At 66.0% G+C, this 14,429-nt stretch carries 11 protein-coding genes; 7 read left to right on the forward strand and 4 right to left on the reverse strand.

Features of this window, described 5'->3' with window-relative positions; genetic code table 11:
• Position 1: 1 nt before the first annotated feature.
• A complete protein-coding gene (locus tag ACF07D_RS02085) occupies positions 2-427 on the reverse strand; it encodes a DUF1761 domain-containing protein (RefSeq protein WP_119283413.1) in 426 nt (141 codons plus the stop codon).
• Positions 428-555: 128 nt separating this feature from the next.
• Here ACF07D_RS02085 and ACF07D_RS02090 point away from each other — a divergent pair, with 128 nt between their 5' ends.
• Positions 556-1,140 (forward strand): 3'-5' exonuclease, encoded by a 585-nt coding sequence (locus tag ACF07D_RS02090; protein WP_255809298.1) that lies wholly within the window; start codon positions 556-558, stop codon positions 1,138-1,140.
• A 67-nt stretch (positions 1,141-1,207) separates the two neighbouring features.
• Entirely contained in the window at positions 1,208-2,485 is a 1,278-nt protein-coding gene (gene rmuC / locus ACF07D_RS02095; protein ID WP_391503695.1) for a DNA recombination protein RmuC, read from the forward strand.
• Between the two features lie 34 nt (positions 2,486-2,519).
• Here rmuC and ACF07D_RS02100 read toward each other — a convergent pair whose 3' ends face one another.
• Complete coding sequence (locus ACF07D_RS02100; protein WP_391503696.1) at positions 2,520-2,990, reverse strand: DUF3995 domain-containing protein; 471 nt, start codon at positions 2,988-2,990, stop codon at positions 2,520-2,522.
• A 63-nt stretch (positions 2,991-3,053) separates the two neighbouring features.
• Positions 3,054-4,037: a class II fructose-bisphosphatase gene (gene glpX, locus ACF07D_RS02105; RefSeq protein WP_119283132.1), complete on the reverse strand. Its 984-nt coding sequence runs from the start codon at positions 4,035-4,037 to the stop codon at positions 3,054-3,056.
• A 139-nt stretch (positions 4,038-4,176) separates the two neighbouring features.
• On the opposite strand from glpX, the gene fbaA reads away from it, so the two are divergent.
• From fbaA to ACF07D_RS02130, 5 genes are all read left to right on the forward strand, one after another.
• On the forward strand, positions 4,177-5,205 hold the full coding sequence (gene fbaA / locus ACF07D_RS02110; RefSeq protein ID WP_119283133.1) for a class II fructose-bisphosphate aldolase: 1,029 nt from the start codon (positions 4,177-4,179) through the stop codon (positions 5,203-5,205).
• Positions 5,205-6,125, forward strand: coding sequence for a DUF6264 family protein (locus ACF07D_RS02115; protein WP_391503697.1), 921 nt, complete (start codon positions 5,205-5,207; stop codon positions 6,123-6,125). Before fbaA ends, ACF07D_RS02115 begins: the two co-directional genes overlap by 1 nt.
• Before the next feature lie 105 nt (positions 6,126-6,230).
• Positions 6,231-7,664, forward strand: coding sequence for an MFS transporter (locus ACF07D_RS02120; protein ID WP_391503698.1), 1,434 nt, complete (start codon positions 6,231-6,233; stop codon positions 7,662-7,664).
• A complete protein-coding gene (locus ACF07D_RS02125) occupies positions 7,661-9,208 on the forward strand; it encodes a pyridoxal phosphate-dependent decarboxylase family protein (RefSeq protein WP_391503699.1) in 1,548 nt (515 codons plus the stop codon). Before ACF07D_RS02120 ends, ACF07D_RS02125 begins: the two co-directional genes overlap by 4 nt.
• A gap of 218 nt (positions 9,209-9,426) precedes the next feature.
• Positions 9,427-10,110, forward strand: coding sequence for a TetR/AcrR family transcriptional regulator (locus ACF07D_RS02130; RefSeq protein ID WP_255809290.1), 684 nt, complete (start codon positions 9,427-9,429; stop codon positions 10,108-10,110).
• Between the two features lie 7 nt (positions 10,111-10,117).
• On the opposite strand, the gene ACF07D_RS02135 is transcribed toward ACF07D_RS02130, so the two are convergent.
• Positions 10,118-14,422, reverse strand: coding sequence for an FtsK/SpoIIIE domain-containing protein (locus ACF07D_RS02135; RefSeq protein ID WP_391503700.1), 4,305 nt, complete (start codon positions 14,420-14,422; stop codon positions 10,118-10,120).
• Positions 14,423-14,429: the final 7 nt, after the last annotated feature.

The raw sequence follows: 14,429 nt of genomic DNA on the forward strand, positions 1-14,429 counted from the left end.
GTCACACCGCGGGCGGCCACGCCCCGAGGATCACTGCCATCACGAGAACTGTCACGAGCTCGTGCACGATGTTCAGCAGCGTGAGCTTCACGGGTCGCCCTTCGAACGCGTCGTGGGTCACGAACCTCGCCGCAGTGAACCCGGCCCAGAGCAGCAGGCCGGTGATGAGCGCCGCCGATAGGAAGGAACCGCCGTAGAAGGAGTGCGCGATCCAGATCGCCCCCGCGAATACCCAGGCGGTGATGAAGCTCACTATCACCGTGGCGATCATCGGCCCAACAGCGTCTTTCGCGTTGCCGCTTGGCGTCACGTTTGCGAGCCGCATCCAGAGCGTGCCAAACACTTTCGGCGTGTACCAGATTGACCCGACGACCATCGTTGAGGCTGTCGCGACGAGCACTGCCCAATAGTTAATCTCAGGAATCATGGCGAACTCCATTTGCACAATATTCGGGGCCTGTCTGACTCCGGTGGGAGTTCATTGTCACACGATCAGGATCGGGAGCGGAACCCTCACTCGCGTCGACTGTCAGACCCGTGTGGGAGGATCTTTGGGTGCCAGTTGACTTCACCGCGATCGATTTCGAGACCGCAAATGGGAACCCAGCGTCCGCTTGCTCGGTGGGGCTCGCGCGAGTGCGCGACGGTGTCGTCGTTGACCGCGCGTACTGGCTCATCAAGCCGCCGGCCAGCCACCCGCACTTTCAGTCGTTCAACGTGAAGATCCACAACATCACGCCCGATATGGTCGTCGACGCGCCGACCTGGGGCGAGCAGTTCGACGATCTCCTGTCGTTCATCGGCACCGACGTGGCGGTCGCCCACAACGCGTCGTTCGATATGGGCGTGATCCGCGCGGCGTGCGCGGACGCGGTACTGCCCACCCCGCGCCTGAAATACCTGTGCAGCGTGCAGGTCTCGCGCAAGACCTACGACATCCCCTCGCATCGCCTCCCGCTCGCAGCGGCCGCCGCGGGTTACGGCGAGTTCGCGCATCACGAGGCCCTCGCCGACGCCGAGGCGTGTGCCTCGATCATCATCGATTCGGCGAAGCGCCACCAAGCCCAAGACGTGCCCTCTCTTGCGAAGATCGCCGGCGTGAAGCTGCACCAGCTGAAGGCGATCCCGCTCAAGCTGTAGACCAGATTCGCCCCGTCCAGCGGCCTCGTGGAGCCCCGATGTCGGTGGCGAATGCCACGATAGAGGCATGACATTCTCGCCCCTGATCTTCTCTGCGGTGATCCTTGCGGTGCTCGTCGTCGGCGGCGCGGCGGGCTACTTTGTCGCGACGTATCGTGCTCGGAGCCTGCGCGAGCAACTCGCTATCGCCGAGACGCGCGTGCAGGGCCTCAACGACAGACTGCGCGACGCGCACGCGAACACCGAGCGGCGCATCGAACTCGACCGTGAGGAACAGCGTGTGCTGCAACAGCTCATGCCGCTGCGTGATTCGCTCGGCAAGCTCGAGCGCACAGTCGTCGGTATCGAACAGCAGCGCGCGGTGCAGCACGGTGAACTCGCCGAACAGCTCCGGCAAGCGGCCCGCGCCGAGGAAAAGCTCCGCGGCACCGCGGAGGGCCTTGCGTCTGCCCTCCGTTCGAACAACACCCGAGGCCTCTGGGGCGAGACGCAGCTGCGCCGCATTATCGAGGCGTCGGGCATGCTGGAGCACGTCGACTTCGAGGTACAGCAGCACATCAAGACTGAACGCGGGGCGCTGCGCCCCGACATGGTCGTGAAGCTCCCCGGCGGCAAGTCAATCGCGATCGACGCGAAGGTTCCGTTCGACGCGTACCTCGAAGCTCAGCATCTCGGGGCCGAATCGGGCGGCGACCCGACAGAGCGGGCGGCCCGGCAGCAGGCGCTGCTCACACGCCACGCGCGCGCCCTGCGCGACCATGTCATCGAGCTCAGCGGGCGTGACTACGCGTCAGCACTCGGCGACTCCCCCGAGTTCGTGATCGCGTTCGTTCCGAGCGAGTCACTGTTGTCTGCCGCGCTCGACACTGACCCGGTGCTGCTCGAGTTCGCGTTTGAGCGCCGCGTCGCCCTCGCGTCGCCGGTCAGCCTCTGGGCGATTCTCAAGTCCGTCGCATTCAGTTGGCGGCAAGAGTCGCTTACAAGTGAGGCCCGCACACTGTTCGAGCTCGGCCGCGAGCTTCACAAGCGGCTCGGAGTGAGCGCGACCCACCTCGACAAGCTCGGCCGCACCCTCTCGCGCGGAGTACAGGGGTACAACGCCTACGTCGGCTCCCTCGAACGACAGGTACTCCCCACCGCCCGCAAGATCAGCGCGCTCAACGGTGCGGCGATCGATGAGCCCGTGCAACTTGAAGACGCGGTGCGCCCTCTGACTGCACCCGAACTCGCCTCGACGTTCGAGCCGGAAGCTGCAGCGTCCACGGAGCCCAGCGCGCCGAGAAACAACACCAACTCCGACTCCGCAGAGGCTGAGCAGCCAACGCTCTGGGGCGGTGGCCGCTAGTCGCCGTCGCGGTTTAGGGACGAACGTTCGTGAGCTAGCGTCCCTCGCGCTTGAGCGCCAGCTTCGCTGCGCGCTTCTTCGAGTCCTTCGCGCCAAGCAGCATCGCGGCACCGAGGATACCGAAGGCCGGCCGGTAGTAGCGCCGGTCGAGCTCTTCGAATCGTTTGCCTGGTTCGTCGAGCCCGAGCGCCTTCAGCGCAGCGGCCCCGCCGAACGCGGCGCGCGCAATGAGTGCGAGTCCGGCGATCCGCCGCACTCCGACAATGAACTTGCCCTCGCCCAGCCCGCCTGCGGCAACTGCACCACCCGCGAACGCGAGGCCGGAGACAACCATCGTCGCCTGCGCGTCTGGCAGCTGCTTGCCATTGCCAACAACAGCCTCACTGAGGCGTTTGTGGTTGCGCTCTGGCCACGACGAGCCAGACGCCCACACTGCGTGAATCGCCCCGGCCGCGGTGAGACCCGTCCACGCCACGAGGCGTGCCGTCCGTGTAATGAAACTCATGTCGAACTCCTCGCTGTGTGAACTACGTTGCCACCAACCGCGCACCGGGCCGTCTGACCGGGACTACTCCCAGCGGTTCGGATCCATGTCGCTGATGATGTGGCGGATCGTGCCCGAGTGCGACCGCATCACAATGCTCTCCGCGCGCACGAACGGACCACGACGCTGCACGCCCTCGACGAACTCGGCGTCGGTGATGCCAGTGGCGACGAAGTAGCAGTTGTCGCTCGCGACGAGGTCGTTCGCCTCGAGGACACGGTCGAGGTCGTGGCCAGCGTCGATTGCCTTCTGGCGCTCGTCGTCATCCTTCGGCCAGAGGCGACCCTGGATCACACCGCCGAGCGCCTTCACTGCACACGCCGTGATGATGCCCTCAGGTGTGCCGCCGATGCCGACGCAGAGATCGATGCTCGAATCCCAGCGGGCGGCGTTCACGCCTCCCGCGACATCGCCGTCCATGATGAGTCGGGTGCCGGCGCCTGCCTCGCGAATGTCGGTGATGAGCTGATCGTGACGCGGGCGGTCGAGAACCGCGACGCGGATATCAGAGACGTCGACGCCCTTCACCTTTGCGAGTGCTCGGATGTTCTCACCGATGGGCTTGCGAATGTCGACAACGCCGACGCCCTCGGGCCCTGCGACAAGCTTGTCCATGTAGAAGACTGCAGACGGGTCGTACATGCTGCCACGGTCGGCGACTGCGATCACCGAGAGCGCGCCTGGGCGCCCCTCAGCGGTGAGGCGGGTGCCGTCGATCGGGTCGACCGCGACGTCGCACTCCGCGCCGTGCCCGTTACCGACGCGCTCGCCGTTGTACAGCCACGGGGCGTCGTCTTTCTCGCCCTCGCCGATGACGACGGTGCCGTTCATGTTGACTGTCGCGAGGAAGCGGCGCATCGCGTCGACCGCCGCGCCGTCGGCCGCGTTCTTGTCACCGCGACCGATCCACGGGGTCGAGCGCATCGCTGCGGCTTCTGTCGCGCGGACAAGCTCCATCGCGAGGTTCCGGTCGGGCTGCCATTCGTCAAGCGAAAGAGGATCAGTCATACACATAAGACTACCGCGTAGACTGGAGCATGCAGTGCGGCCCGGTGGCGTTCTTCGTGACACGGCTTCCGCGCCGCCAAGACTCATCGTGTGTTGCCGCGCTGAAAGCGCGCAACCTCCAGAAGCCCAAGGAGCACCTATGCCCGTCGCAACTCCGGAACAGTACGCCGCGATGCTTGACGCCGCGAAGGCAGGCGGATTCGCCTTCCCCGCGGTCAACGTGTCGAGCTCCCAGACCATCAATTCCGCTATTCAGGGCTTTGCGGAGGCAGGTTCCGACGGCATCCTGCAGGTGAGCTTCGGCGGCGCCGACTACCTCGCTGGTCACACGGTGCAGAACCGCGCCGGTGGCGCGATCGCGTTCGCGAAGTACGCGGAAGAAGTTGCGAAGGCATACGACGTCACGGTCGCGCTCCACACCGACCACTGCCCCAAGCAGCACCTCGAGAGTTTCGTGCTACCGCTCGTTGCCGCGAGCGAGGAGCGTGTGAAGGAGGGCGGTCTGCCCTACTTCCAATCGCACATGTGGGACGGCTCGGCGGTGCCGCTCGCTGAGAACCTCGACATCGCGAAAGAGCTGCTTCCCCGACTCGCCGCAATCAATGTGATCCTTGAGGTCGAGATCGGCATCGTTGGTGGCGAGGAAGACGGCATCAGCCATGAGATCAACGACAGCCTGTACAGCACCCTCGAAGACGGCATTGCAACTGTCGAGGCGCTCGGCCTCGGCGAGCGTGGCCGCTACCTCACGGCACTCACTTTCGGCAACGTGCACGGTGTGTACAAGCCTGGTGGAGTGACGCTGCGGCCCGAACTGCTCGCCGAGATCCAGGACGGACTGCAGGCGAAGTACGGCACCGGCAAGAACCCGCTCGACCTCGTCTTCCATGGCGGATCGGGCTCGTCGGCTGAGGAGATCGCCGAGGCAGTGCGCAATGGCGTCATCAAGATGAATATCGACACCGACACCCAGTACGCATTCACCCGCCCGATCGTGGACTACATGCTCAAGAACTACGACGGTCTACTGAAGATCGACGGCGAGGTCGGCAACAAGAAGACGTACGACCCGCGTGCCTGGGGCAAGGTCGGCGAGAACGGGATGGCCGCGCGCATCGCGCTTGCCGCTGAGCAGCTCGGTTCCGCAGGGAAGTCGGTGAGCGCATAGTGACGGGGACTCCCGGCGAACCCGGCGCATCGGATCCAGCGGGACAGCGCCCTCTGGCCACTGACGCTGGCGAGGGATCGGTGGCGGAGCCAGCGGCAGCAGGTACGACGCCTGCCGCGGAGCAGGCCGCACCCTCCGAGCCCGCAGCGCCTGTGACCCAGCAGGCTCGCGACACCCGGCCACAGCCCGAGTTCGGCGAGTACGCCCCCGAGGGTTGGGAGTGGAAGCCGGAGGACGCCGACAGCTCCCCCGATGCTTCGAAGCCGTCGTCTCCGGTGCAGGCAGGCCCAGGGGCCGCGTCGCCGACGCCTGCGACTGTGCAGGGTGTACCCCATAACCTTGGCGCAGGCATCGCGCGACCATCGAGGAAGTCCGCGACTCAGGGAGGCTCCGGCGCCCCCTACCGTGCCTCAGCACAGGGCCAGGCCCCACAGCAGGCGCCGCAGCAGACGCCGCAGGCACCTCGATTCCAGGCTGCGCCGCAGGGCGCGCCCGGCTACCAGAAGCCAGCGAACATGGGCGACAGGATCGTGACGATCCTGCTGCTCGTCTTCGGCGGTTTCGGCGCGCTGCAGTCTGCCTTCGCGATGATGGGCATGAAGACGATGTTTTCCCTCATGGAGGACGCCCCTGGCATCACAAGCTTGACCCCGCCAGCATGGCTCGACGTCACAGGGAAGGCCATCGGTCTCGGGCTGCTCGTGCTGTACGGCCTCGTGCTCGTGTTCTCTATTCGCAGACTCCGGGCCGGGAAGCTCACGTTCTGGGCGCCACTCGCAGCTGGAGTTCTCGCGTTCATTGTCGTTGTCGCAGTCGTGGGGACAGCGATGATGCAGACTCCTGAGCTCATGGAGGTTATGCGAGACCCGCAGGCGTCTGCGCAGCTGCTTGAGTATTTGCAGGGCTTCCCAGCCAGCTAACGCTCCGTGTGTGCCGCGCGCCGCTCGCCGTTTTGGCGGGCGGCGCGCGGCGTTTCTGCCCGCGGCGCGGCCTGCCAGCACCCGGCGTTCGGCTACGCTATTCACATGAGTTCACCGTCGAGTTCTGAGTCTGTTCCGATGCCCGGGATGCCCGCGACCGGAACCACACCCGCTGCTGCCAAGCTGCCAGCGCGCACAGTCACCCGCTACGCTGCGGGCTCGCTCGCGACGGGCGGCTTCGCCACCCTCCCCGGCCTAGTGCTCGTCTACTATCTCACTGACTCGCTCGGCGTCACCGCGCTCGCAGCCGGCCTCATTGTCACGCTCGCGAAGATCTGGGATGTCGTCATCGACCCGATCATCGGCGGGCTCAGCGACCGCACGCTCGCACGCACTGGCTCCCGCCGCGGCCCCATGCTCATTGGCGCCGTCGGCCTACCAGTGACGTTCGTGCTCATGTTCGCAGTGCCACCAGGGCTCGGCCCAGCAGTATCAGCGACGTGGGTGCTGATCGCATTCGTCGCGGCCGCGACGTTCTTCAGCATGTTCCAGATCCCATACATTGCGCTCCCGGCAGAGCTCACGGGCGGCTACAAAGAGCGCACTCGACTGCTCACCTGGCGGGTTGTCGTACTGACGATCGCGATCCTGTTGTTCGGCGCGGGCGGCCCCGAAATTCGCGATCTGTTCCCAGACAACCAGCTCCTCGGCTACCTCCTCATGGCCGTCGCGGCCGCGGTGCTTCTCGGACTGAGCCTCTGGGTTGCTTCGACAGTCGCGCCCCAGGGCAGCCCGATTGTCTCCGCGACAGCCGGCCACAAGGCATTCTCTGCGACCCACTACCGCGAGGGCCTTCGCGCCCTCCGCGACAGTGCCCCCTTCCGCGCGCTCCTCGCAACGTTCATGCTCCAAGGTCTCGCCACTGGCCTCATGCTTGCCGGCGCCCAGTACGTCGCAACGTGGGTGCTTCATGATCAGGGGGCGGTGACGATCCTCTTCGCATCCCTCATCGCCCCGGCGCTCCTCTTCGCGCCAGTCTGGCGGTGGATTGCAGACCGCATCGGCAAGGTACGAACCTTCCGGATCGCGAGCCTGCTGTTCCTCGTCGCGACGATCGCGCTCATTGGCATGCTGCTCTGGCCAGGTATGTGGATTCTCGCCCCAGTCGGCATCGCAGGCGCCGCGTACGCAGGTATGCAAACAATGCCAATGGCGATGCTCCCCGACGTGATGAGTCATGACGCGGCAACGTCTGGCGATCCCGAGGGTCGCGCCGGGGTCTTCGGCGGTGTCTGGACCGCAGGCGAAACGGCGGGCATGGCGCTCGGTTCGACGACGCTGGCCCTCGTACTCGCGGCGACTGGCTACGTCGAGTCTGTCGCATCGGTGACAGTCACACAGCCCGCCACGGCGATCTCGGGCATCGCGCTCGCCTTCAGCCTCTTCCCCGCGCTCCTCATGCTCGCGAGCCTCGCGACGCTGCGGGGGTACAAGCTCAGCGAACGCGACGTCGAGCACGCTGGGGTGACCACGCAGTGACCTCGAGCCCATTCGCAGGCCCATCCGCGGCCGATATCCTCGCCGAGCTCACCGAGCTTCGCGCTGGAGACGCGCCGACGCAGGGTGGCCGCGTGCTCTCATACGTTTACGATTCAGGGCTCGGCGAACTCGACGAGCTCGCGCGCGACGCCGCCGAGCTCACCCGCCCGCTGAACGCACTCGATCCGACGACGTTTCCCTCAATCGCTGTTATGGAGCGCGAACTCATTACGTTCATGCGCCGCGCACTCGGAGGAGGCACTTCCCGCTTCGGCGCCGGAGGCATCGTGGGAAGCGTCACGAGCGGCGGCACCGAGAGCTGCCTGCTCGCGGTGAAAACTGCACGCGATCTCTGGCGGGCCGAGCACCCCGAACTCGCTGAGAAGCTCGCACGAGCCGGGAAGATGCCCAGGCTCGTCACGGCGTCGACAGTGCACGCCGCGTTCCAAAAGGCCGCGCGCATGTTCGACCTCGACTGGGATCCGGTTCCGTGCGAGCCAGACGGCACGGTTCGGGTCGAGGGTTTCGAGAAGAAGCTCGGTGCCGACGTCGCGCTCGTCGTCGTGTCGGCGCCTGCCTACCCGAACGGCGCGCTCGATCCTGTCGCAGAAGTGGCAAGCATCGCGAAAGAGTTTGGTCTGTCATGTCACGTCGATGCGTGCTTTGGTGGGCTCGCCCTGCCCTGGTGGCCTGGCCTGCCAGATTGGGACTTTCGCGTGCCTGGCGTCACGAGCATCTCGGCCGACCTGCACAAGTTTGGGTACGCCCCAAAGGGCGTTTCCGTGCTCCTGCACCGTGGGCGCAGCAGGCACCGCGCGCAGTTCTTCGCGACGACGAGCTGGCCCGGCTACCCAGTCGTGAACCCGACGCTACTGGGATCAAAACCTGCCTCGCCGCTCGCGGCGGCCTGGGCGATCACGAAGCGGCTTGGCTCAGACGGCTACGCGGCGCTCACCGCATCGTGCGTGCGCTCGGCCGAGACCATCGTGCGCGAGGCGTCGATCATTCGTGGGCTGAACGTGTGGGGTGCGCCGTCAGGCCCCTCGATCGCACTCGTCGCTGACACCACTGTCCCTGCCGACGAACAAGTCGACCCGCACCACCTCGCCGACGAGCTTGCCACTCGCGGCTTTCGCATTCAGCATCAGCCGGGCTTCACCCAACGAAACGGCGTCCGGCTGCCGCACACCGCGCACCTCACGATTACACCGGTCACCGAGCGCACACTCCCCGAACTCGTCCCGGCGCTGCGCGCCTCCGCTGACGCGGTACGCGGGCGACGCCAAGCGAACCCGCGTCTCGAACTGCTCGGCATGCAGGCCCTCGGCTACGCGCCGAAACGCGAAGGCGGCGACTACCGCGTCCCGTCTCCCGACATGGCGTGGCGGATCCTGAAGATTGCCGGCGCCGGCACCAAACCTGGCGGGAAGGGATCATCACTCCCCGGCAAACTCGCCCCGCTCATGGCGCTCGCTGAGAAGCTCCCCGCTCCCGTGGCAGAAGCGATCCTGATCGAGCTGCTCGCACGGGTCAGCGAGCCCTAACGCGCGCAACCGGGGCCAGGCGTAGCTCCTGCGGTCGGCCTCAGCCCTGACACGGTCTTACGAGCTAGGATACTTACAAGCAGTTTTACGTATAAAGCTTATGCATGCTTCGGGCACCGGCCTGCAAAACTGTAGGAATTGAACCAGAGCTCAGTGGGGGGATCCCTGAGCCGGTGAAATCTACAAGGGCATGTCAGTATTCATCGAGGGGAAACACTTTGGCGGAGAAGAGCCACACAAGCGGGCGATCCACTCAGTGGCACCAGGACAAGGCCCGCGCAACCAAGGCCGCCGTGCTCGAAGGCGCCGCGACGGTCTTCAACGAGGTCGGGTACCGGAGCGCCGTGATCTCTGCGATCTCGCGCGCCGCAAAGGTCACCCCCGGCGGCATGTATCACTACTTCGACTCGAAAGAAGCGATCGCGCAGGAGGTGCTCGCGGAGTTCCAGGCGCGCTGGTCAGCCGTCCCAGAGCGCGCCCCCGAGGACTCGCCGCTCGGGCTCCTCATCTCGATGACGCTGCGCCAGATGCAGCGCCTGCACAAGGATCGAATCGTTCGCGCCGGCTTCAGGATGACGTTTGAGCCAGGCACCCTTCCCACCCCGAACACAAGCTTCGCCGAGCAGTGGCTGAGGTCGGTGACCGAGGTCCTCGCTGATGCCCGCACCGCCGGGGAGCTCAGCGAGGACGCAAACGCAGACGAGATCGCGTGGGCAATCGTTTCGGGATTCGTCGGCACCTACACCTTCGCCGAGACGATCGGCGCGCACGAATCGCTGCTCGAGCGGATGGAGGCGGTACTCGCTGGCGCGCTCCGAGAGCACCTCGCTCCGCAGCACAAGGATCGCGTCGTCACAGCCCTTCGCTACTCAGTCGCCGCTATCTCGGACACCGACGACTAGCCCACGCCTAGCTCGGATTGCCCGCGTTGCCTGGCGAGGCAGCGTGGATAAGGGCGAACTCGCCGCCGGAAGCGGCGTACCCGCGGCCAGGGATCATGGCCACTGGCGCCGTGCGCGGGAACTTCACCCCAAAGAGGTCACCGTCGTAGTCGGTATCAGGCTGGAGGGCGACGCCACAGCGTGACTTGTGGAGCGGCTTCGTCCAGTGCCCATACATGCCGCGCAAGTCGGTGGCTCGCCCCGCAGCCACGATCGTGAGTCCCGAAGGCGGCGCGGCGATGAGCGTCGCAAGGCCGTTGTCTTCGTCCGCTATCCGTTCGGCGTCGTCGATGAGGAGCACGACGGAGCCGCGCTCGAGTTTCAGTGCGGCAAGCAGTGCTGGGATCTCCTCCGGGTTCTCTGCCGAGCGCGCGAGACCGAGAGCCCCAAGCGGCGACCTCCTGTCGAAAATGCCCCACACGGCCGGCCGCTCTTCCTCCGGCAGCGCGAGTGCCGTCTCGGCGATTGCGAGGAGCAGCGTCGACTTCCCAGATCGCGCCGGCCCACTAATGACTGCGTGTTCGCCCCCGTACAGTTCGAGCACGGCGGGCTCGAGGGTATCCTCGCGAATTCCGACGGGAATCAGGATCGGTTCCCCGCCAAACCGCATCTGACGAGCAATCGTCTGCGCCGAGACATGACTCGGGAGTTCCCCAATGACGTCAGTCTTCTGGTGTGCCCCGTGCCACTGGTTCGCCGCCTCAACGACGGCCTGCTCGAGCCCGTGATCGGGCGTCGCGATGTGCATTTGTAGCAGAGTCTCCGCGTCAACACACCTGCCGGGGACAGGGGCTGGGACAGTCTTACCCTTCACTCCCAATGCAGAGTAGTCGTAGGCGTCGGCGAGGCGATAGATCCAGCGCTGTGTCGTGACCTCGTCAATAGCCGAGGGCACGTTTTTCGAGCGCGTCGTCGAGACAGCGAAGTGCATGCCAACTGCCGGACCGTCGGCATAGACCCTGTAGAAATCTTCGAGCAGCTCCTGGCCTTCGTAGTCTTGAAACTCGTCGCGGAGTGCCGCGAGACCGTCGATGAGTACGACAGCCCTTCGCTCGACAACCTGCGACTCTCGGCGTCGGTCGAATTCAGTTTTCAAGAACCTGAGGAAACGCACTTGGCGCTCCCTCGCCCCCGTACCAGCGCCAACGTACGCCACCGAGTGCGGGAGCTCGCCAATGGCGGAGAGGCCACGCGATCCCATGTCCAGCGTCACAATATCGAGGTCTGCGGGGTCAAGGGAGCCCGCGAGCGAGAGCGCGATGCTTGCAAGCGTCGTGGTGGTGCCGCTTCCCGGAATCCCCATGAGCAGGAGATTGCCCTCGGCCATGTTCCAGCCCTGTGCGCTCTGACGTTGCTTGTCGGGCTCGTCGGCGAGAGCGACAACGACGGTGTCGGACGCGACGCCGCCCACGTCTGGGACGGGGCGCGCCATCGGGTCGGTCGGGGCCCCGGACGCAGCGATCGCGTACCCAGCAAGCGAGACGCGCTCGCCGAGTGCCTCAGGCCAGACCTGGCGCGGTGGCGCGAACCCAGCCTGCTCGTTGGCTGCGACGACGGCGTCGATGAGGTTGTCGAGATCGTTCGCATCGCTCGGCTTCGACGGGGGTGGCGTCGTCCGCGGCGTGATAGCCCCGAAGAGGCCGACGTCTCGCAGTTGTACCCGCTCCGGGATCGCCTCCTGGGCGCGGCCTGTGACGAGGGCTGTCTGAACTGGCGAGATGTCGTCCTGCCCGAGTTTCACGTAGGCGCGGCCCATCTGCGCGCGACCAATGCTCGCCGCCGATGGCACACCGATCACGTTCGTAGAGTCTTCGCGGCTCTGTACCCGTAGCGCAACGCGCAGGTTCGTGTTCGCAAGAATGTCGTCGTTCACGACCCCCGCTGGTCGCTGCGTCGCGAGGATCATGTGTACTCCGAGCGTACGCCCGACGGCGCCAACACTCACGAGGGAGGCCAGCACGTCGGGGAAGTCTTTCGCGAGCATCGCGAACTCGTCGATGACGAGCAGGAGTCGGGGCAGCGGCTCCGCTGGGTTCGTTGCGAGGTACGCGGGGAGGTTGTCAACGTCTTCGCCCGCCTCAGCGAAGAGACGTTGGCGACGCTCCATCTCGGCCTCGAGCGCCCGCAGCGCCCGGTCAGCGAGTTGCTCGTCGAGGTTGCTGATCGTGCCGATCGTGTGCGGCAGCCGCTCACACGCCTTGAACGCGGCACCTCCCTTGAAGTCGATGAGGATAAAGTTCAGCTCGGTCGGATCGTTTCGGGCGGCGAGCCCGGCGACGAAGGAGCGCAGAAACTCGGACTTGCCCGATCCCGTGGTACCCCCGACGAGGCCGTGCGGGCCGTCTTTCACGATATCGAGACTCAGCGGCCCGTTTTCGCCGAGCCCAATTGGGGTCGAGAGACCTGGCGAGGTCGCCCACAGTTCGCGCACGGCATCGGCGTTCATCGTCTCGACGTCGAGGAGGTCTGGAAGCCGAACGAGCGGGGGCAACGACGCCCCGGGCACAATGAGCTCGGGGTCTTCAAACCGCGCGAGGTTGCGTGCTGTCTCAGCGGCCTGCGCCTCGCTGAGCCCCGCAAGAATGACGTCGTCGACCTGGGTGAGCTCCTCCGGGTGGTACACGGTCGCTGCCGCGTCTGCTGCGACGTCCACAACGACGGTGCAGGCGGCGGGGAGTTTATCGGCCGTCGCCGCGATCACAATGCCGCTGACCTGTCGGGTGCGCTCCCCCACCCGTTCGACGCCTCCGGGCGTCCTTCGCCCGTAGCCAAGCATGTCGCGTGCAGGTGACTCGCGCCCTTCTGTCAGCACCTCGGAGTCGATCACCGTGAGCATTGTTGCTGTCGGCAGCCCCTCGATGTTGTCATGCAACGCGCGCAGCATCGACGTGCTCGTGTCACGTTGGTTCGACATCCAGCGTGCGCCGGCTGCTCCGCCGGCCTGCCTGGTGTGCGGGAGCCACGAGGCCCAGTCCCATTCGAGTTCCCGTCCTCCGTCGCAGAACACACCAATCGTGAGGTCGGCCGGCCCGCAGTGTGTCGCCGCCTGAGTGAGCAGGCTCCGCGCAAGCGCGAGCGCGCCCTCTCTGTCCCCCACGATGCCGATGACACCCGAGTCGTTCAGGTCGGCAAGCACGGGAGCCGCCGACATTCGCGTGGCTTCGAGCGTGACCTTCACGCGCTCATCGAGTCGCGACGAGGCACGGGTGTCGAGCTCGGGCTTCCATGGCACATCACCGACTCCGATGTGCAGGCTCAGGAAGTCGTGGGCACCAGGGCGCCGCTGCCACATGAGCGTCGAAGGGAGCGCTGGTCGACGGATGACTGCCGCAGGGTCGGGGATCGTGTCTTGGCGCCTCGCGCTCTCCTCCGCCGCCGCCTGTGTGGCCTGCGCCGCGAAGTCGGTGAGCGCCTCGGTGAACCGATCCTCTTCCTCCTCCAGGTTCTTCTTGCGCCGGCGCTTCTGCTCGAAGTACATGCCCACAGCCATGACCGGGCTGAGCATCGCGAACATCGCGAATCTCATGTCTCCGAGCACGATGACGAGGACGACCGCCATGATGAGCGGGGCCACAACGGTGATGACGTTGAACTTGCTCGCCGCTGGCACCTCTTTGGGGGCTGGCGGCTCGATCGGCTCGGGTGATGGTGGCCGCCCAGGCCGCGGCGGCCTGTTGAACGGTGCGGTCGAGGCCGGCGTGAGGTTGGTGAGCGATCCCGGGGCCGGGGCGATTGGCTCGGCGAGGGACGGGCGGATGTTGAGCGCGGCGCCGCCGACGACGACAGTGCGGACCGAGGTGATGAGTACCCCGGCTTCGTCAACTTTCGTTCCGTCCACGAACGTTCCGTTTGTGGAGCCCGAATCGCGAAGCCTGACCCCGTCGCCTTCGAGCTCGACGGTGCAGTGGTTCCAGGAAGCGGACTCCGTTGGGAGCACAACATCGGCCCCCGGCGAGCGCCCGACAACGAGCCTGCGCCGCTCTGGGACGGGCACCGCGGGGCGTGTCTCGAGGCCGGCGCCAACGGCAACATTCCAGCCCGAGATCACGCCAACTGGCGCACCTGAGTCCCGTGTCAGCACCGAGCCTTCGAGGAACGTTAGCTCTTCCATAGGTGTGTCTGGTTCGACCGCCAGCCCATCGAGCATGACCGTGTCTGACTCGCCCGCACGGAAGCCCGAGCTCTCGAGAAACTCCGCGAGCGTCGCCTGCGACTGCCACGCCACGAGGTCGACTACCTCGCGTCTTTCGTCAAGATCAACCAGAATACGCACCGCTGAG

This window comes from Leucobacter sp. NPDC015123 (genome assembly GCF_043080205.1).
In the GTDB taxonomy this organism is placed as follows: domain Bacteria; phylum Actinomycetota; class Actinomycetes; order Actinomycetales; family Microbacteriaceae; genus Leucobacter; species Leucobacter aridicollis_A.

What these genes read in the sequence shown, in the direction of transcription:
- ACF07D_RS02085 (WP_119283413.1), bottom strand. Translation starts at nt 427, where the DNA reads ATGATTCCTGAGATTAACTATTGGGCAGTGCTCGTCGCGACAGCCTCA.
- rmuC (WP_391503695.1), top strand. Translation starts at nt 1,208, where the DNA reads ATGACATTCTCGCCCCTGATCTTCTCTGCGGTGATCCTTGCGGTGCTC.
- ACF07D_RS02100 (WP_391503696.1), bottom strand. Translation starts at nt 2,990, where the DNA reads ATGAGTTTCATTACACGGACGGCACGCCTCGTGGCGTGGACGGGTCTC.
- glpX (WP_119283132.1), bottom strand. Translation starts at nt 4,037, where the DNA reads ATGACTGATCCTCTTTCGCTTGACGAATGGCAGCCCGACCGGAACCTC.
- fbaA (WP_119283133.1), top strand. Translation starts at nt 4,177, where the DNA reads ATGCCCGTCGCAACTCCGGAACAGTACGCCGCGATGCTTGACGCCGCG.
- ACF07D_RS02120 (WP_391503698.1), top strand. Translation starts at nt 6,231, where the DNA reads ATGAGTTCACCGTCGAGTTCTGAGTCTGTTCCGATGCCCGGGATGCCC.